Below are 19748 nucleotides of genomic sequence, written 5' to 3' on the forward strand. Positions count from 1 at the left end.
TCGCTCATTCTAAGCTATTCGGCAGATTTTAGCGTAATTTTTTGAGAAAAAGTCTCAAAGTCTCATTTTCTATTGAAAATGTCGACTTAAAGACTTGATAGATAATAAGATAAAAAGAATGAGACTTCTCGGTTTTGGTGCCGAGAAGTCTCATTAAAGTCTCATAGAAGTATCATTATTTTACTTTTTCTTTACAAGATACTTCATACCATCTGCAAATCTCTTATGTTTTAACTCACTCATATTCGCCAGTTTCCTGCCGAATCCCATCAAACTGTTCACCTTGAGCGATGAACCTATCTGCTTTTTCAGATAGTCGAAAATCTCGGCGGCAGTCAGATATTCACCCTCTTTCTCATTCTCAACCAAATCAAAATAGAGCTGGAAATATTGGTCTATCGGCTCAGCCACCTCAAACTGGCAGTTGTTCTTCATGATCAACTTCACCTGTTCCGCATCAAAATAACTCTTCTCGCCATTGTGCAGGGCGGTCAGCGCCTGGGCGAAAAGCTGCTGATAGTTCGGACGCACACTCACGTCGATAGGTCCCGTCAGTTCCACGCCTATAAACCTTCTGTTGCCGGATGGGTCGGTGAGAATATCCTTCATGTTGCTCGTGGCGATGAACGAGGCGAGACGAGGAAATTCCATGACATGACTGCCATACGGAGGCTTGTATTTCAGCGTAGGCAACTGGATGAGATTCTTCAGAAATCCCTGCTGCACCTGTGGAGAAATCTGGTTGAACTCATCGAGATTGATGACCATAAACTGCGCCATCGCCTGATAAACCTGACGTTTTTCTGACAGAATCAGATTATCGCTATATCCCCATTGCAGCTCCGGCGGTAACAGCCGGCGACAGAAAGTACTCTTGTTGTAACCCTGCTTGGAAATCAGAAGCGGAGCCACCGAGTTGCCATACTGGCGATGGGTAAAGCCGCGCCACTGGTCAACCATGCCCAGAAACCAGGTGTAGAACCAGTCTGCCCAGTAAGGATTGTTGGTAGGAACCGTACGAGCCAAGGCACGTATATGGTCCTTCCCGTCCCATTTGTCGTAGCATTGGAAGAGATATTCATCTATCGGATTATAATTCTTGATATAATCAGACTCCAGAAAATTCCTGACATCCTTGATGCTCACTCGGATATCTGCGAGCTGCACCTCCAGCGTCATGCGCTTCTGCACTCTCGGATCTACGGGTTGGAAACCATACCACCCCTTCTCCTTCGGCATGTATTCCACGAATTTCATCACCGTGTTGTATCTGAAGTTATATTTACTTTTCAGCAGCTGCATCATGCTCATGATATTCTCGCGAACGCTGTTCTTGTCAACTTTCTTTTCTTCTTCCGAAGTATCGGAACCAGGAATCATCTGCTGATTATCTTCCGTGTTGAAAGCCTGGTTCTGAGGGTGCATGTTGCTGTCAATCTTCATCGCCACCGCCTTACTGTTGAAATAAGGTTTCGCATCGAGCGTCATCATAAAACTGTTGTGCATCGAAGGCTCAAAAGACAGGTTTGAGCCCGCTTCTATAGAAGGTTTCGGTCCGTCTGTGAGCACCGAAGCCTTGGCAATCGCCTGATATACAGGCAAAATCTGCTGGTAAGCGATGCGGTACAGTCGTTCGGCATCCGCCTCCTCAGCAGGCAGCAAATCATCTTTATTGCTGAATTTTACCAATACGATAACCGACTTACCATCAGCACCTTCCAGTGCAGCAAAGGTAGAAGGCAGCATGGCAACCGAGCGCTTCACGCCCTCCACGCCGTCCACATCCGTGATGTTTCCGAATTTCAGCATCAGGATACCGTTGCACGCCTTCATCTTCAGGTTGTTGTTTTCGTCTTTGGCGAATTCAGCAGCGGGGTAGATGTGCATCCATGTTGGCATATCCTTGTAATATTCGTAGCCGCTTTCCATATAGGTCACGTATTCGCGGAAATGGGTAACAGTAAGTCTGCTGTCATCTTTTGCGATACGTTGCAGCAACTTCTCCATCGTCTTTGTGCTGACGAGGAGCTGCTTCTTGTTGTTTGTATGAACTATAGTTATCTTCATTGGATATATTGATTAGGATGTTTCTTTGTTAACTATTAACCATAAACTGTCAACTATAAACTATAAAATCTTATCAGCGTTGCCCAAAGTTTGGTTGATAAATTGGGCACTCGTTTCCCGTTATACGGGCAATGGCTGCCCATCACTTGTTCTCTGGTAGCCCGTCACGTGTTCACCGGTAGCCCGTCACGTGTTCTCTGTGGGACCGCTTAAATGGCATGGCTGGAACATCTGGAGGGCAGAGAAAAAGATTAGCTTTTAGTGAAATCAATCTCTTCTGAGAAATAGTCGAATTCAACATCTTTATATCCGTATCTGGCGAAGAGCTGTTTGATATATGCCTGTTGTTCCGGCAGGAGTTTCAGTTGTCCCAGTTTGTAACGGTAGTATTGTCCTTTGCTGCCGAGGTAGTCTCTCATTTCGGCGCGCAGTGCAGGAGCGTCTTTCACTTTCATTTCGGCAAAGAGTTTGTCGAATCCCCATGCCATTTTCACGACACGCAGCGGAGCGAAGTACTTGCAATTCCCGTTTTTCAGGGCATTTGGGAAAATGGCATCCCCTCTATCAGTCTTCTCATTTTTATAGAGACCGGATAGATAGTGGATACATTTGTTTTTCATCGGACATGGTTCGGTGAAACAGTAGGTGATGTTGCTAGGTACGTTTCCGTACTCAAAAGCCTTTTTCAGTAATTCCTTTTCATCCATGTTTCTTAAGTATTAAGAATAAAACATTCTGTTTTACTAAACGCAAAAACATCCTGTTTATTGCCTTGCAAATGCTATTATTATCACTTCATAAAGCTTTTTTTTTCGATGCAAGCAAAAAATCATGATACTTCTCGCTAGTTTATGATACTTCCATGATACTTCTCCCTTCATTTTTAGAGAAGTCTCATTCGCGATAAGGTTCTGTGTATTAAAGATATAACTCTTATTTTATACCTAAAAATGAGACTTTGATACTTTTTTTTGAGAAAAAAGATTTATACGTGCGTGTAATTGTTGGGCCTTTATCGCTTGCGTACTTCTTTCTAAACTTCCTTCTAGCCTCATCCCTTTTGTTGGAAGAATTATGTTCCGCAGATACCTTCCTTTTTACGATAGTGTCCCCTCACATAACTTTTTTCGAAACTTTTTAGCTAAAAGTTTTGTTGTTTCGAATAACATTTGTACCTTTGTAACAACATACTCACCCCCGCTTCCCTTTAGAACAGCGCGCTCAGGGTGAGTCTTTTTTGTTCTTTTTGCCATGTTCGGTGTTTAGCTATTCGATAAATACATAAGATAGCTCTGACATGTACAATACTGTAATCAACCATATAATAATAGATAAGCAATGACCGGAAAGATTGGAAGAAAAAAGGTATTGAAGTTTCGCGACTTCCCAACACGCCTACATGGCGAGGTGTTCTTTGTAGAGAATGGGTATGATGAAAAGTTGAATCTTTCCATCATCAACCATCTCGTGGATATCAACAACTTGTTTATCAGCAAGTCTATTCATTTTAATTATTTCCCATTTCTGGGTCCTCATATCAAGAAGACTGCTCTCTACAGCTATCCTGCGATGAATAAAGAGGATTTGAACATCTCTGTTCCTTCCGATTTGCTGTTGTCGCAATTGGTAGAAGAAAAGAATAAGGAGAAATTACATCCTAGCATCTTACAGCTAGACCATGAGGAGGATGGCATATATTATGTCAATTCCTATTCTTTGTCTATAGAGGAAGATGAGGATTTTATGCCATTGATGCAGGCTGCGTATGATAAGTTGCCGGATTGCAAAGTGATGTTCAGCTCTGTCGATGATTTCCCATACAGTATATTTGATCCTAAACCGATTCCGGCAGATGAAACATTCAGCTATGATATCAGGCAGAAGATGAAGGAGGTGTACCGACAGGTACAGGACTTACGCCTTGGCGGAGTAAGCGATTGGGTGCTGAAGCAGTATCTCTTTCCACCCAAGAATCTGAGTAGAATGGTCATCACGGAGAATTACGATATCATACTGCCCGACTATCATGATATGACTATCAAGATGGAGCCATTGGTAAAGGCGGTGTATATTCTCTTTTTGCGTCATGAGGAGGGAATCCTTTTCAAATGTCTGTCGGATTATAGGGAAGAGCTATATGATATCTATGTGGATATTCGCAAGAAATCGAACAACAACGGGGCACATCTTTCGGAAGAGAAGATTCGCCAGAGCATCGAAGCCCTGACGAATCCATTGTCTAATTCTATCAATGAGAAATGTGCCCGTATCCGCCAAGCCTTCACTCTCCAGTTTGATGAAAGTCTAGCCGGGAGTTATTTCATTGATGGCAATCGTGGCGAACCCAAAAAGATACCATTGGATAGAAAGCTTGTGGAGTGGAAGTGAATTTTCTTAGGTATTCTTCCTGTATAACAAATAAACTCCTATGGCAACCCAAACGCTCGGTCCGAGGTTTGGGTTGCCACGCATAATGATACAGATAAAGCCAATTACTCCAATCAGAATACATGCCCATCCCCAAATCTTCAACTTAGTTTTTCTTTTCAAGCTCATTTGGCGTTTTCTTCTTAGAGCATAATACGACAATGAGACCAATCACCACATTGATGAGTGAGATACCAAAAGCCCATCCGAAACCAATCTTTCTGTTTCTTCCCAGGCAACCAACGCCGAATGCTAACGCAACGGCAATCACGAAAAAAAAGAGTCTTTCCATATTCCTATTATTTTTATTGTTATTTTGGCTGCAAAAATAATAAATGGTGGTAGATGCTACAAATGTTTAGGCTCCACAAGGCTTGTGGAGGTAAGTTTTTCCCGAGTATGTACATCTGTTTGCAAAAAAAACACTAACTTTGCCATCTCATAAAGTATTAATTTAAAAAGATTATAATTATGATGTTACCAATTATTTCAGTATTGATTGGCATAAGTTTGATGTATTACATCCGCCAGAAAAGAGCAGAAAAAGAGATGGATGAGATCGTTAATTCAATCTCGCCATCTAATGATAGCAATGAGAATATTGGTACTAGAGATTTGTGTCTTGAGTTGCTCCGGCAGCTTAATTGTGAAGTTCGTATAGAGAATGATGACATTTACTTTACGTATCAAAATGAGAAGTTTATGATAGAGGCTTCAAACGACTCAGCCTTTATTGCAATTTGGGACCTTCATTGGGATATGGTGGATTCGGAGAATCTTCAAGATGTAGAGAATATGAAAAAGGCAGTTAATCGTACTAATCATTTAGTGCATAATACTGTCTTGTATATTCTGTATGAGAAAGAAAAGTCTTATTATGTTCTGTCTAAGTTACAATGTCTGCTAATGCCGAATATCCCAAACACGAAAGCCTATCTTGCTGCGATTTTTAATGACTTTTTCAGAACCAAGCAATGTTACTCTCAGGTTATTGATGACATAGGCAAAGAGGGGGCGCAGATATAAATGCCGTTGTTGCTGGTGTTATCTTGTTAAATGAAATAAACCAGTTTCATTGTTTTAAAGGGTTGTGTTCCCAACAACAAGTCGGTAAAAACGATATAACAACGACTGGAGTGATTGCTGTCTCTGTTTCAGCATTGCCCCAGCAGACTTTATTCGGTATTATTATTTGAACCATAAACAAACGTTAAAATGTTTAGTTGCCTCTACTTTTCTCCTTATATTCTTCTTTGGTCTAATTTAATTTTATTATTTTTGTAGTTAAATAACGGCAATTCTATAAAGTAAAGACCATCAGGTTTTATCTAATTCTTTAACGAAAATGGAAGATTCTGCCAATCAGCCTCTTATGGTTGATGCTTCATTGTATAATGGGCAACCTACTGACACAGGTTCATCGTGTCCAAGTGCAAGACTTTCCTCTTGTACGCCCTCCATCCAAAACAACAAGGATGGGGTGTCGGTAGAGAACGTGCCTTCACTAAACAAGCAATGGTTTGTTCTACGAGTTACGTATGGGCGTATAATCAAGGCAAAATCATTCGTAGAGGCTAAAGGATTGGTATGTTATGTTCCTTTACGATATAAAGAGGTAAGAAAGCAAGGAAAGAAGCGAATCATCACGGAGCCTCTTATTTCTTCTTTTGTGTTTGTTCATGCATCGGCAGAGCAAGTTGACTCTCTTTTGCAAGATAAGAACATCAAGGCTTTTGAAAATAGGGCTTTGTTGAGTTACTATTACGACCATACTTCACATTGTGAAAATGCGCCAACCAAGAATCCTCCTCTTATCATTGCCGATACTGCTATGGATAATTTTATCCGTTTAACTTCCATCCATAATCCTCATATCATCCCTGTTACTTCTGAGAATATCAAATGTAAGTTAGGGGATGAAGTAGTGATTACAGAGGGTGAGTTTAAGGATATACGTGGTAGAGTAACAAGGATTGCTGGGCAACAGAGAGTGGTGGTAGAGTTATTTGAGAGCCATTTGTTCGCTACTGCTTATATACCTAAAGGTGCTATAAAGATAATCAAAGATTAATAATACATAAAACAATATCAGCTAATGGAAAAAGATTTTTTAACCTGCATTATAAAAGGAGATAATAACCCTCCTAGTGGGAAAATTGTTTTCGATTCATCAGACCATGTCCGCTTCCAAAATGGGCAAGATGTCTCCGGACATAACTACAATTGTCATCGTAGAATAACAATTGAAAAGAATATTGAAGGTGCCGAAGGATACACTGTGACTATGTACAATATGGATGGCGTGCATCCATTATGGCAGAACAATATTCAAATGTCCCCAAAACGAATGAAAATCGTAAATAAGCAAGAGAACATTATTGAATTCAGAGATTATGGTTATGCCGAAAATGCTTTAGCAATCGGAGCCTCTTTGGAAGCAGCATCACAAGAATTGGCAACTATTAAAGTTAACAATTATGTCTACAATAAAAACAGAAATCGCACCACCGAGTGTAATTAAAGGTTCTTACGAGAAACTTCTTCGTAAAATGTACATAAGCAACGTTGCAAAACGTTTGCGCCAACTTAATCAGCCCAGCGACGTGGATCGCAAACGTTGGGTTTGGGAGCTTATACAAAATGCGAAAGATACAATTGTAAGTGACCCAACACGAAACCAAATAAACGTGCGTATAGAAATAGAAGGTGATATCGTAAGATTTCGTCATGATGGAAATCCATTTACTTCTGATGCACGATTTGGTCTGTTGTATAAGTATAGTGAAGATAAGGAAAATTCAGAAAGCACCGGTAGGTTTGGTACGGGCTTCTTAACAACTCATTGTCTATCAAAAGTCGTTACAATAGAAAGTAATATGTATAGTAACGATGAAAAAACTGAACTTTGTGGATTTAGAGTTACGATGTACCGTGATGGACAAATCGAAAAAGAACTTCTTGAAGGACTCGATAAAATGGAAGAGTCACAGAAGTATTATGGGGATTTGTTCGAATGGACAACTTTTACTTACCATGTTTCTACAGATTCAGGTCGCAGAGCAATACAACTCGGTATTGAGAATTTTTACAAACACATAACACAGACTATGCTTTTCTGTAAAGAATTAGCATCAATTGAATTAAATGATAATGGTAAAATTACTAACATTATCAGACGCCCAATTGAAGAAGTAGCCCCAAATGTAATGTCCGCTATATTTGAAATACATGGCGAGACAACATCCATCAGAAGGTTCCTATATTCATCCTATCATGAATATAACAAAGAACTATCGGATAGATATAGAGCAGATAGAGAAATCAGAATTGACGCAGCCATCGAGGTCGATGAGAATAATTGTATTGTCAGTCATGCTGGTAACACTTCGCATTTCTGTGTATTGCCATTAGTTGGTATTGAAACCCAACTTGAAGAACCAATAATCCTAAATAGTCCAGATTTTGAACCAGATGAAGAACGACAGAGCCTTTTGTTGTCAGGTCAAAATTGGGATGAGGAACATAATAATATCTCTGAAGTCGGAATCAATCAAATCATATATAGCAAAGTTTATAGCTTATATGACAATTTGGTTTCGTATTTATCATCCAATAGTTACGGAAAACTCTATCTGCTCGCAAACGGACTAAAGAAGGCAAAGGAGCATGACAAACTTGATGAAAAATGGTATTCTGAAAATGTTATTAAGAACTATCGTGATGTTCTTCTAAAATATCCTGTTGTTGAGTCATATGCAAACAAAGAGTTAAAAAAACTCGCCGATTGTATATTTGTCAAAGAGAGTAAAAATGAAAATGATGTCTTTAGCCTCCTGACTAGTTTGTATCCAGACAAATTAATTAAAGATAATCTCGAATGGTCTCAATTTGTCTGGGAAGAAGGTTTGGATATTTGGAACACTAAGGATTTATGTAAGAATATCGAAGAAAAAAACAACTGGAACAATATAACTCTTGAAGAAGGAGTTGCTGTTACTGATTGGTATAATAAATTCTTGACGCATGTTCAGACTTATGACGAACGCTGCCTTAAGAAGTATGCATTACTCCCAAATATGAATGGCGAGTTGAAGAAAATAGATGCTGAGAATTTCAAGCAAGGAGAAAAGGTTTCTGCATTTATTATTGACTTACTCGTAAAGCTAGGTAAAGATGTAAAGCCAATTCTGTTGCATAGCGATGTAACAGCTGTATCTTTGGATTCCAAGTATAATTCTCAAAGCTATAGCGCAGATCTCAATCGTTTAGCAAAAAATATTATAGATGATGGCAATCAGACTACTAAAGTTTCTCGTCTTATGCCATTGATTTCTATTATCCCAAATGCCGAAGAAAAGTATTCTTCTGAATTCAGAAACCAAAGAAAACGTTTCTATGAGATATGTACTTCACTATATTCTATTACTGATGCGGTATCTATAACAGACAATAGTATTCTTGACGCTGCATGGAAGGAAGTAGATACTTGGTTTGTGTCACGAGTTCTCAATAGCTTGAAGTCACTAGGAGCACTATCAAAACTTCCATCTGGTCTTGATGCAAAATGGTTGAATGATGCACTTTTAGCATTGAACATTCAAATTACGAATTTAGATGCATTTGAAGTTCTTCCAAACCAGGAAGGAAATTTCTGTGCACATAAAAACCTTTATAAAGATGCGGGAGTTCCTGAAGAATTAAAGAATGACATCTTCAAATCTGCCGATTTGAACTACAAGGAGATTCTACTTCATAAGGACATAGATGCATCTGCTTTTTCTGTTAATCAGAACAAAACAATCACTTCATTTGCAGCAGACTTAAAATCTAAGTTTGCTACGACTAATTCGTATGTCTACGGAAACTATTTCAGAGAAAAATATCATTATAAACCTCAAGATGTTCTTGACAAGATCGCCCTTTATGTTGTCAGTCTCCTTCCTAAGGACAAAGACTCGGAACTATATAAGTATCAAAGAGATATATTCGACGTATCCAAAGAGATTTTGCCAAGTCAAACAAACTTTGAAGGCGATATTTCTTTTGATTCATCCGACCTGTGGCTATCCGCAAACGAATATGTTTGCAGCCAGATAGAGGAAGCAATATCGTCTATGGGTACACTTGACGCAATCAACACATCACTTGGTAAGGTAGGTGAAGTTAAAATATGGGAAATACTCAATAAGTATTACAGATTTCTTTCACATGCTAATATTTCATACTCGCATCTTTCTATCTTCCCAAACCAGAATGGTGTTCTGAAGTCATTTTGTGACCTTAATAAGGATGGGGGAAATATAGGAGATTTGCTCAAGAACATTATATCCTTGCTTGTTGATCCTGAAACAGACTATAGGAATATTCTGATGGATTCTCGTAGTTGCCTTCAGCCTCAATCTGTAATTGGAGCTATTAATGCTTATAAACTGATAGATGATAAGGTTTATGAATACTATCAGCTACCAGCAAAATGGGAGGATGACAACTATATCAATGCTGTTCATGAATTGATTGAGGTTTGGAAAGAACAATCTGGACAATTCAATGAAACAAGCTTCCCTAAAACCAAGCCAATAGAAGACTCGATAGTCCTCAATGTGGTTTGGAAGAAGGAGAAGCGCGAACTCTTGATGAATGTAAGTAGCAAACTTACTGACGAGCAAATTCAAATCATCATTGAAAACAGTGCTCAAATCGGAGGACTGACCGACAAAGTTAAACAACTTGAGGATGAAAACGAAATCCTCAAGAGTCAATTGGCTGCTATGGGTATGATTAACGAGCCAAATCCAGAAGATAAGGATTCGGATGATTATAATGTCAATAATCTGAGCGATATAATTATACCAATCGACATAGAATCTGTTTCAGAATCCGGAGAACCATGTACTATTACCGTTGCTGAACCTCAATATGCAGGTCTTTCTGCAGAAGAAATGAGGGATAATCTTCTTCAAGCAAAAACTGATGTTAAATTGTATCTTGAAGAAAAAGGTTATCGTTTCACAAAAGGCATATGTGAGGACGCATGGTGCAATATCTATGGTGTACTTGACCCAACGGGAAGAGAGGTTCCAATTGTTGTTCATAGTTATAAATCCAGAAGACGCGCTTTCTCTCTCAACACATCTGATTGGGAGCAATTATCAAAGGATGGATCGATGCTTTGGGTTGTAACTCATGATGGGCCTCAATGTGTACCATTCTATGCACTGCCTCGAGATACAAATACTATTGCAATTACTTTCAGCCCTGAAAATATGCAGTACAAGAATAGATGTATAGCGCTTGCAGAGACTCTAAAATATTTTAAGGGTCTTCATTTCAACTTTGGTACAACAATTGGTTATAACAAGACTCCAGAACCATTCAATAATCCTAATGAGGAACTCAAGCTGGCAATGCGAGATATGCATGACTTACCAGCCCAAACGTTGCCAGCTTCAATTGGCGCTGAAGAAGAATCTCTATTGTAATATGTATATCAACAGACTTAATCATTGGCAATTCCTTGAGGATGAGCTTAAAGCTGAAACTGAGGAATTCAATAAAAAATTCATGACATCAGCCATCTCCTTGCTACAAATCAGCGAGGAGATGTTTGTTGCACAGTTCGTTACGTTCAAAGACGGAGAAATGATCATGAAGTTCCCCAATACTAGATCTTTGCCAAGAAAAGGGGAGTTTTTGATGTGTATGGTACTTCCCCCAAACTTACAAAACTATAGGAACTGGGGAAATTTAACTTACCGTGATTTGTACAAACAGAGATATAACTCAACTGAAGCTGTATGCATTTGGCATTCGTCAACAAATGACAAGAACTTTTCATTAGTAGGCTTTCGCAAAGTAAGCCTTGATTTTGCAGAATACATAAAAGATACTCCTGGAATAATTCTTGCATTTGGTCCTCAACGTCCACCGATAGATTACGTAATGAATTTACAAAGAGTGGTAGAAGATAAAATAAGCACTTCGGTTTCTTCTGTTTTGGATTGTGCATATACTCAAAAGAATTGGACTCCAACACTTATCAATCATGATAATGTTGCCGATTTTGTCTACGCCCAGTTAAGCCTAACTGATACAATGATTTTGCAAGGCCCTCCAGGTACAGGCAAAACATACATGATTGCGGAGCTATGTGCAAGACTTTGTAAAGAGGGCTTTTCTGTGCTGGTAACCGCCTTAACAAACCGGGCTCTAATGGAAATTGCCGAGAAACCTGCAGTTGAATCACTACTCGAAGAAGGCAAAATCTTCAAGACCAATATCACAACGGATGAACATCGAGAGATGTCCAAATTGGAACCCATTAAGCAAATTGCGCCTATCCCATCAGCGATCGTCCTTTCTACTTACTACATCACAAGTGGATTTGCTGCTGATCTTACTTTGGAAACTCCCTTTGACTTTATCATAATGGATGAAGCAAGTCAAGCTCTTTTAGCTATGTTTGCAGCAAGCAAGAAAATAGGTAAGCACAATCTGTGGGTTGGTGACATCCACCAGTTGCCACCGATTGTAGCCTTAAATGGAGATAGGGTAAAAATATGCAATTATGGAGATATAATAAATGGTCTTCAATTATTGGCAGACAATAGTTCGTCTCCAATTTATCAGCTAACAACAACATATAGATTTGGACAGAGAGCAGCAGACTATACTGGTACTTTCTATAATGGAACACTGAAGGCCTATAAATCTGGCGTTTATATGGTGTTACCATCATTGAAAAAAATTCTCTTTGAGGAAGGTGGTCCAACCTTAGTCTTGACAGATATGCCCTCTGGAGAATATACTCCTCAGTTTGCAATAATGTTAGCAGCTTACATTGTTGGGAGCATTCTTAATGATGCGAAAGATAAGGATATTGCGATCTTAACATGTATGAGAAATACGACACGCGCACTTCAAAAAGCAATTACTCAAAATGTAGGGTCTCATGACAATGTAATCATTGACACTGTCGCAAGAATACAAGGCTTAACTACTGATGTTACCTTGTTTTTGGTTCCTAATACGTCATACATTAGAACCCTCGAACCTCACCTTTTTAACGTTGCAACCAGTCGTGCCAAGGAGCATACGATTATTATAGCAGATAAGAACTTGTTTGAGTATCCTACAATCAAGCCAGTGGTTAGAACATATCTTGAAAAATTAAAATCAGAAAGGTATATTTATATACCAGCAAGAAATGAGAGCAGAAAAGAATTGACGTTTAAATATTTATTAGAATAGCTTATGCTCGAACACAAATTACAACAATATATTCTTCGCAAGTACCCACAAGAAAATGCTCGCTGTGAATGGAAGTAATATAAGAATTTGAAGAACTCGTTCTGTGGGGAGGAGATGGATGATGTCATATCCTACGTGTCAGCTATTGCCAACATGGAGGGTGGACATCTTATGATTGGTGTAAAGAATCTCTTAGAAACGAACAGGGTGTGTCATGATACCAAATAAAGGTCGCCAAAATACCGGCGACCTTTGTTAGTATATAAACAATCAAAACGATTCGGATAAACCAAAATGATTCTTATGATTTATTTCTTCTTACAATCGCCTCTCAGGGGGAAACTCACCAAGCATTGTCAAATGTTAAAAACCATCCTAAGCACACAATTTTCCACTACAAAAATCTTTAATATCGGATTTTTTCCTTACCTTTGTGGTCTATATTTGACAATTCTTGAAAAGAAAAGTCAGTCGGTTTTTCATCTAACCTCTGGATATAACATTGGAAGATAAAATCAAACAGCCTTTAACGGCTAACGCTTCATTGTATAATGGGCAACCTACTGACACAGGTTCATCGTGTTCAAGTACAAGACTTACCTCTTGTACGCCCTTCATCTCAAAGAACAGAGGTGGGGTGTCGGTAGAGAATGTACCTTAACATTATATTGATATTTTGGAAGCAGTACCCCATGATGCTTTTCAGAATCTGAATATAGATAATTCTATTTCAAATTTAACTCTTAAAATTGAACAATTATTATGATTATACAGAAAAACAATAATTCAGTAAGAGCAAATATTCGTCATGATTCAGATATTGCTAAAATCAAGGAATACTATGACAGGCATGGTTGTTTTCCTATCTTTCGGCAGGTATTAATTGAAACACGTACAGATTGTAATAATCATTGTAAGTTCTGTCCGCATGCTTTCAATAAAAAGACTTTAGAAATTATGTCATGGGAGTGCTACAAAAAAATTATAGATCAACTCTCAGATATAAATTATAATGGAAGAATAGCACTCATGCTTTCAAACGAGCCATTATTAGAAGATAGGATGGAAGACATGATTGTTTATGCACGTCAAAAATCACCTCGTTTCTTTCTTGACATGACAACAAATGGTACTTTATTAACAGTTGATAGACTCGACAAATTCTTCAAACTTGGTTTGGATAATATTAACATCAATGATTATCGAGGTGATAGGGACAAATATCCTGAAAAATGGTCAAAGTATATTGAACCTATCTACTCTGCATATTGGAACAATCCTAAGGTGTCTTTTCAAAAAAGAAGAACGGATGAGGTTTTACCAAACTATGCCGGTAACATACCGCAAGAGTTTAATCCTGGTGACTTCGGTTTTTGCAATTATCCATTCCGTAAGATTACTATAGGGTACTCAGGAAATATTTTACTATGTTGCGATGACTTTTTGTATGATACTTGTTTTGGGAATGTCATGACTGATAATCTTTTAGATTGTTGGAATAATTCGGAAATGGAAAAGATAAAATTATCTCTTCTTGATGGGAAACGTATCTCAATATGCGCTCGTTGCAATGATTTCCAAGATTATGATATTTATTAGATTATTATGATATTAAATAAAGAACAGTTTGATGCTTTCTCTATGGAGATAGCAACATTCGGGAATATACCAATTAGTAGTCAATATTGCGGTATTGGCTGTGTTTTCTGTAAAGTTCATACAGATTCATATTTAGGACATTATCCGCGGATTCCGCAAATTGATGAAGATGATTTACTGAAAGGATTTGAGTATATTAATCCAAAGGTAAATTATGTTCGTCTTGGAGCAGGTGTGTTAGTTGCACCACACACAGATCCCTTTCTTCATCCCAAAATATATAAATTCATAAAAATGGCATCAGAGTATTTTCCAGAAAAGAAAATAACAACTGTAACAACTGGTGCCTATATAAATGAAAATAAAGTGGATTTTTTGAACAGTATCCCTAATTATGGAATTGACTTGTCTCTAATTACGATGCAGGAGCAGAGAGAAGCCATTATACCAAGGTCAGCACGTGAGCGAACTATGTTCTTATTAAAATATGGACCTGTTAACAAATGTACATTAATGTTCACAGGTAATATAGATGAATTAAAAAGAGATTTGGACCTGCTTTATAGCCTAGGTATTGACCAAAAAGCTAAGCAGATTCTGGTTCGCCGTATAGAGCATACTTCTACATCACAACAACGACTTAAAGGGTTGTCACAATCTAGCATTGATGGATACGAAAAGTGCATTGAGTGGTTAAGTGTAAATTATCCTAAAGTAGTGTTTACTGTGCCTGAATTGAAAGACTGTTTCAGAGGAGGAAATAATGAGTATTTTATAGAGGCAGAAGAGCATATAGCAAGACAGAAGAAAATTATTTCGCAATTACCTAAGGATGTATTTATTAATCTAATATGTCCAGTCTCTGGATATGATTATTTTACTAAAGCATTCAAAGATTACCCTAATGTTCAAACAAACCTTGTGAAGAACCATCTCTATGGTGGCTCTGTTACAGTTGCAGGGCTTCTGAATCATGGCGACATCATAGAACAATTCCATCCTAAGAGGAATGACGTTATGTTCCTTCCTGAAGAAATGTACAACTCAGAAGGAAGAGACCTGAAAGGTGAAAAGATGGAAGTATTAGAGCAATACTATAACGCAAAGATTTATTTGACATGAGCAATACAATATATTGGGATAAATTAAGAATATTGGTCACCAATAGCTGCAACTATCGATGCCCTTTTTGTCATAATGAAGGACAGGTTTCTCGTAAAACCATCAAAACGATGGATTTTGACAAATTCAAAATCCTCATAGATGCTGTAAAGGATGAGGGGATTTCTGAAATTTGCTTTAGTGGAGGTGAACCCTTCCTTGATAAAAACCTCATTGAGATGATTAGATATGCATATAGAAATGCAGAATGGGAAGTATGCTGTGCCTCCAATCTGTCTCTGATAACTAAAGAACAAGTTCAGCAATTAGCGGATATTCCTTTAAAATTTAACATCCAGTTTCCCTATACAAAAGCTAAGAAGTTTCATCAAAGCACTGGTAATGGTTTTATAGATAAAATCATAACAAATATACGAATGGTTCGTAATGCCGGATTGAAAGTTGGATTAAACTGTGTTATCCAAAATGATATTGAGGCAGATGTTAGGGATATGGTAGAATTTGCTCTTCAAGAAGAACTTCCACTCAAACTTTTACCACAAATAGGTCTCACAGGAAGCAAGGATTTTAAGACATTTGTATTTCCAATACTTAAAGAATATGTCGTTAGTTGTATAGATAAAGGAACTGGAGCTATTAGATGGCTGCTGAAAAAAGGAGATAAGCAAACTTCTGTACTCTACATCGACTCACCATGTTTTACTCAAGATATAGATAGCTGCCGAAATTACTCAGAGATTAGAATACTACCAGACATGAGTCTGCAACCATGTATTCTGCGTTCTTCTGGAATAAAGATATTGGATTTGTCAAAAGGAGAAGAAAGTATCAAACAACAATTCAGAGAAGCATGGAAGAGCTTGAAGAACTGCTAAAAAAATACAATCTTGATCATCTAGATGATCTTATTGTTTCTCCATGGAGTGAGCAGTATTGTATTACACCATTCCCTAAATATTGGCAAATTACATATCAAATAATGAGTAGAATACCCTCTAATAAGAGAGTAGTTGAAATAGGCTGCGGACAAGGTGATGTGACTGCAATATTTTGTCAACTTGGATTTTCAAGAGTTTCATCTTATGAAAAAGACCCATTACTAGCAGTAAATGCCAAACGTCGATTAAATGATTTGTTTGGAAGAGAAAATATTGTTTCTTTGGGAGAATATCCTGCGAAATGCCATATAGAATGTGATGTGCTTGTATTGGTTAATTGTGTGTACGATGAACTTGTAGATAGTAAAGTTGGCTATAAAAAAATATTGAAGGATTTTTATAAACATGCTGGTAATCCCCAATACTTTATAATGGAAGTTATAGATAGTTCGTATACAATTGAAGATGAAGTATTTCCAAAGTACCTTCGCTTGTCCCATAAAGATGTAGATGAAATGTTTCCAAACTTTCAAATTAAATCATGGCAGACATATAAATATCCTCAAAATAAGAAAAGTAAAACATTATATTTGATAGAAAAGAAATGAACATACTTATTGTTACATCAGAAATAGGACTCGATGGAGGCGGTATGGCATTAGCTTGCAAGCGAGTTGTGGATATTCTAAGGAAGGAACATAATGTGATAGTTTTGTCTTCCACAGAAAATCCTATATATACCGTAAAAGGAGGGATGAACCCGAATACAGAGAATGGCATTCGAAAGGAATACAAACTCAAGCATGATAGTTTAGTATATAAACATGCTGATGTTGTTATTGCTTTTGGTGGAAGATTCAATGGGTATTACGGTGCAATGCTTGCGGAGAAGTTAGGTAAACGGTTTATATTAGCTCTTCGCGGTAGTGACATAAATATTGTAAAATGGTCTATTGATGACACTTGGTATCTTCGAGAAGCCACAACTAGAGCGAGTAAGATTGTATGCCTTTCAAAGGAAATGATTCGTAATGTTATAAGTCTTTGTCCTGAAGCAAATGGAAAAACAATTATCATTCCAAATGAGTATGAAGGTGATTATGTGAAAATCAATTTTCACAACCTAAATGATAAGATTGTCATAGGAACAGCAGCCTCTCATTTGAATGAGAAAAAAGGCATAGGTAATCTTATCTTTATGCTTAAAAAGTTTAGAGAAATTTCAGAAACAGACATCTGTTTGGATTTAGTTGGAGAAATCGACAGTGACTTGCTTGAAAATTACCAGAATGAAGTCAAGGCACATAATCTTGGAAATAATATAAGATTTCTAGGTTATCAACCACGTGAGATTTTAAAAGATACCATGAAAGATTGGGATTTCTACATTCAGGCTTCAGTGTGTGAAGGTCATCCCAACGCTATCAGTGAAAGCCTTCAGTGTGGAACCGGGTTTATCAGTAGCAAAACAGGATTTATAGCAGAAACGCTACAGAAGCAATTTGCCGAGTTCTTTTTTGAGGATTTCACTCCTGACGTTATGGCAAACAATTTGAAAGCATTATGTTGCATGCCAAACTTGGCTGAGCGTTATCAAGAAGCTATAGGTGTTATCAGAAGTAACTGTGCCAAGGAATATATAGCACAAAAGTGGCTTGGGATGTTGTCGTATAACAAAACTCCTAAAAATGAAATAGAAGTCGAGAGCATTGTGTGTGTAGGTCTTCATGATGTTATGGGGGACATTCATGATAGTATAACTACTCCAACAAACGTTTTTCGAGATTTCGTTGGATATATTGCAGAAAAGGGATATGGAATATGTTCCATGCATGACTATTTGTCAAAGAGTAAAGAAGAAAGAAAAAAGTGGATTGTATGTACATTTGATGATGGCTATAAGAGCCTAACTAATGATGCGCTAGAAATATTAAAGAAGCAGGGATTTACAGCAACTGTCTTTGTTTGCACTGGTCTCATCGGAAAGGATAATTCCTGGAATAACAAGGACGCAATCTTACGAGAGCATCTTGACATAAACGCCATTAACCTTCTTATAAAAGAAGGATGGGAGGTGGCATCACATGGCGTTTTCCACAAAAATCTTCTCAAACTAAGTGATGTAGAAATTGAATATGAGCTATTAGAATCAAAGAAAGCTTTGAATGAAATAGTCGGATATTGTGATACATATGCCTATCCTTATGGCGCTTATAACAAATTTATTCGCCGCTGTGTTGAAAAATATTATAAGTACGCATTCACAGTTGACCAAGGTGGAACATCAATGGTTGTTGACAAACATCAGTTAAAGAGATATTCTATTACGGAAATTTATAAAATGCTTAAAAAACAATGAAAAAAATATTGGGAATATTTAGAGGATTTCCAGGATTAGGTCGTGTTGTTTCCGGAGTTTCACTTCTTGAAACGCTGAGGGACGAGTATGGCTGTTGCATTGAAATTATTTCCTATCTCCAAGGTAATCGCTATCTTGAACTAAAAGGATATGAAAACCTGCATGAAGTGGTACCAATGGACTATTGCTCTATTGGGTTACTTCCCACGAATGTTACTGGAGCTTATATTCATGAAAAAATACGATGCTTCCAACCTGACATTGTAATAATAGATGGTGAGCCATTGATAATCCAGGCATTAAAAATCTCATATCCGAAACTAAAGATTGTAGCATTGCTAAACCCTGCAGACATAGAAAATGAACAGAATGATCAGGATGCTATGCGCTATTTTAATGCTATGTATTCTCTTTCCGACTTGGCAATAGTTCATGGGTTAAGAAGTGTTTCAAATACCGGAAACTATAAGAAATTAGTATCTGTAAACACTATTCTGAGAAAGGAAATACTAGATGTCAATATCAATAGTACAAACAATATATATTGCTTGTTAGGTGGAGGTACAGTTAATGTTGGATATTCCTTTTCTGAATCAACTATTCAAATAGCTAAATTATGCATGGATGCATCTGAGTATCTAAAAGAATACAATATGCATATCGTTTGCTCATCGAAGAATATTTATGATGCTCTCAATGAATTCAAGCATGGGAAAAACACTATACTCCATGATAAAATACTTGATATACATGAGTATTATTCAAAAGCAGGGCTCATTATTACAAGATCTGGAAGGAACACTTTAAGCGAATTGGCATATTTGGGTATACCAGCATTGTCATTTCTGTCTGGCTGTCAATATAGAAAAGCAGAACAGAAACAAAATCTTGACGCTTTAGGAGTACACAATATCAAACCGATTTCTCTCAGCATTCAGCCAAAAGAATTGGCTGAACAAATCAAAGAAACGGCGAGCACTAAGTGCCAACGAGTTTTTTTTGCTCCAGGAAATCAACAAGCAATACAAGAAATCCAGAATTTATAGTTA

The 19748-nt window shown here is 37.6% G+C and carries 15 protein-coding genes and 1 pseudogene; 13 read left to right on the top strand and 3 right to left on the bottom strand.

Going from position 1 to position 19748, the window contains the following annotated elements:
* Nucleotides 1-180 precede the first annotated feature (180 nt).
* Both DWV53_RS12225 and DWV53_RS12230 read right to left on the bottom strand, forming a co-directional pair.
* A complete protein-coding gene (locus DWV53_RS12225) occupies nt 181-2067 on the bottom strand; it encodes a VapE domain-containing protein (protein ID WP_118154310.1) in 1887 nt (628 codons plus the stop codon).
* A gap of 251 nt (nt 2068-2318) precedes the next feature.
* Nucleotides 2319-2774: a DUF6078 family protein gene (locus DWV53_RS12230; RefSeq protein ID WP_118154313.1), complete on the bottom strand. Its 456-nt coding sequence runs from the start codon at nt 2772-2774 to the stop codon at nt 2319-2321.
* Between the two features lie 631 nt (nt 2775-3405).
* Between DWV53_RS12230 and DWV53_RS12235 the strand changes: the two genes are divergently transcribed.
* Nucleotides 3406-4455, top strand: a complete 1050-nt coding sequence (locus DWV53_RS12235) for a hypothetical protein (protein ID WP_118154316.1) — start codon at nt 3406-3408, stop codon at nt 4453-4455.
* Nucleotides 4456-4600: 145 nt separating this feature from the next.
* Here DWV53_RS12235 and DWV53_RS12240 read toward each other — a convergent pair whose 3' ends face one another.
* Complete coding sequence (locus tag DWV53_RS12240; protein WP_117586369.1) at nt 4601-4786, bottom strand: hypothetical protein; 186 nt, start codon at nt 4784-4786, stop codon at nt 4601-4603.
* Nucleotides 4787-4965: 179 nt separating this feature from the next.
* On the opposite strand from DWV53_RS12240, the gene DWV53_RS12245 reads away from it, so the two are divergent.
* From DWV53_RS12245 to DWV53_RS12300, 12 genes and pseudogenes are all read left to right on the top strand, one after another.
* Complete coding sequence (locus tag DWV53_RS12245) at nt 4966-5520, top strand: hypothetical protein (protein WP_118154319.1); 555 nt, start codon at nt 4966-4968, stop codon at nt 5518-5520.
* Between the two features lie 319 nt (nt 5521-5839).
* Nucleotides 5840-6565 carry a UpxY family transcription antiterminator gene (locus DWV53_RS12250; RefSeq protein ID WP_118154322.1) on the top strand — a complete coding sequence of 242 codons (726 nt, stop codon included), beginning with the start codon at nt 5840-5842 and terminating at the stop codon, nt 6563-6565.
* Nucleotides 6566-6589: 24 nt separating this feature from the next.
* Nucleotides 6590-7015, top strand: a complete 426-nt coding sequence (locus DWV53_RS12255) for a hypothetical protein (RefSeq protein WP_118154325.1) — start codon at nt 6590-6592, stop codon at nt 7013-7015.
* Nucleotides 6972-10973: a sacsin N-terminal ATP-binding-like domain-containing protein gene (locus DWV53_RS12260; protein ID WP_147468790.1), complete on the top strand. Its 4002-nt coding sequence runs from the start codon at nt 6972-6974 to the stop codon at nt 10971-10973. The genes DWV53_RS12255 and DWV53_RS12260 overlap by 44 nt, the downstream gene beginning before the upstream one ends.
* Before the next feature lies 1 nt (nt 10974).
* Complete coding sequence (locus DWV53_RS12265; protein ID WP_181992488.1) at nt 10975-12741, top strand: AAA domain-containing protein; 1767 nt, start codon at nt 10975-10977, stop codon at nt 12739-12741.
* Between the two features lie 3 nt (nt 12742-12744).
* Nucleotides 12745-12924, top strand: a pseudogene (locus DWV53_RS12270) (RNA-binding domain-containing protein); the annotation flags it as partial.
* A 579-nt stretch (nt 12925-13503) separates the two neighbouring features.
* On the top strand, nt 13504-14340 hold the full coding sequence (locus tag DWV53_RS12275; protein ID WP_118154334.1) for a radical SAM/SPASM domain-containing protein: 837 nt from the start codon (nt 13504-13506) through the stop codon (nt 14338-14340).
* A gap of 6 nt (nt 14341-14346) precedes the next feature.
* Nucleotides 14347-15462 (top strand): DUF512 domain-containing protein, encoded by a 1116-nt coding sequence (locus DWV53_RS12280; RefSeq protein WP_118154336.1) that lies wholly within the window; start codon nt 14347-14349, stop codon nt 15460-15462.
* The gene (locus DWV53_RS12285; RefSeq protein ID WP_118154339.1) at nt 15459-16337 is read left to right on the top strand and encodes a radical SAM protein; all 879 of its coding nucleotides are present in this window, start codon (nt 15459-15461) and stop codon (nt 16335-16337) included. Before DWV53_RS12280 ends, DWV53_RS12285 begins: the two co-directional genes overlap by 4 nt.
* Nucleotides 16313-16948 (top strand): hypothetical protein, encoded by a 636-nt coding sequence (locus DWV53_RS12290; RefSeq protein WP_118154342.1) that lies wholly within the window; start codon nt 16313-16315, stop codon nt 16946-16948. The genes DWV53_RS12285 and DWV53_RS12290 overlap by 25 nt, the downstream gene beginning before the upstream one ends.
* Complete coding sequence (locus tag DWV53_RS12295; RefSeq protein ID WP_118154345.1) at nt 16945-18699, top strand: polysaccharide deacetylase family protein; 1755 nt, start codon at nt 16945-16947, stop codon at nt 18697-18699. Before DWV53_RS12290 ends, DWV53_RS12295 begins: the two co-directional genes overlap by 4 nt.
* Complete coding sequence (locus DWV53_RS12300; protein ID WP_118154348.1) at nt 18696-19745, top strand: glycosyltransferase; 1050 nt, start codon at nt 18696-18698, stop codon at nt 19743-19745. The genes DWV53_RS12295 and DWV53_RS12300 overlap by 4 nt, the downstream gene beginning before the upstream one ends.
* Nucleotides 19746-19748: the final 3 nt, after the last annotated feature.

Origin of the sequence: Segatella copri (assembly GCF_003465495.1) — a bacterium.
GTDB lineage: Bacteria > Bacteroidota > Bacteroidia > Bacteroidales > Bacteroidaceae > Prevotella > Prevotella copri_G.

Coding starts and splice junctions, on each gene's coding strand:
- DWV53_RS12265 (WP_181992488.1), top strand. CDS start 10,975: ATGTATATCAACAGACTTAATCATTGGCAATTCCTTGAGGATGAGCTT.
- DWV53_RS12225 (WP_118154310.1), bottom strand. CDS start 2,067: ATGAAGATAACTATAGTTCATACAAACAACAAGAAGCAGCTCCTCGTC.
- DWV53_RS12255 (WP_118154325.1), top strand. CDS start 6,590: ATGGAAAAAGATTTTTTAACCTGCATTATAAAAGGAGATAATAACCCT.
- DWV53_RS12230 (WP_118154313.1), bottom strand. CDS start 2,774: ATGGATGAAAAGGAATTACTGAAAAAGGCTTTTGAGTACGGAAACGTA.
- DWV53_RS12275 (WP_118154334.1), top strand. CDS start 13,504: ATGATTATACAGAAAAACAATAATTCAGTAAGAGCAAATATTCGTCAT.
- DWV53_RS12300 (WP_118154348.1), top strand. CDS start 18,696: ATGAAAAAAATATTGGGAATATTTAGAGGATTTCCAGGATTAGGTCGT.
- DWV53_RS12245 (WP_118154319.1), top strand. CDS start 4,966: ATGATGTTACCAATTATTTCAGTATTGATTGGCATAAGTTTGATGTAT.
- DWV53_RS12250 (WP_118154322.1), top strand. CDS start 5,840: ATGGAAGATTCTGCCAATCAGCCTCTTATGGTTGATGCTTCATTGTAT.
- DWV53_RS12285 (WP_118154339.1), top strand. CDS start 15,459: ATGAGCAATACAATATATTGGGATAAATTAAGAATATTGGTCACCAAT.
- DWV53_RS12235 (WP_118154316.1), top strand. CDS start 3,406: ATGACCGGAAAGATTGGAAGAAAAAAGGTATTGAAGTTTCGCGACTTC.
- DWV53_RS12260 (WP_147468790.1), top strand. CDS start 6,972: ATGTCTACAATAAAAACAGAAATCGCACCACCGAGTGTAATTAAAGGT.
- DWV53_RS12295 (WP_118154345.1), top strand. CDS start 16,945: ATGAACATACTTATTGTTACATCAGAAATAGGACTCGATGGAGGCGGT.
- DWV53_RS12280 (WP_118154336.1), top strand. CDS start 14,347: ATGATATTAAATAAAGAACAGTTTGATGCTTTCTCTATGGAGATAGCA.
- DWV53_RS12290 (WP_118154342.1), top strand. CDS start 16,313: ATGGAAGAGCTTGAAGAACTGCTAAAAAAATACAATCTTGATCATCTA.
- DWV53_RS12240 (WP_117586369.1), bottom strand. CDS start 4,786: ATGGAAAGACTCTTTTTTTTCGTGATTGCCGTTGCGTTAGCATTCGGC.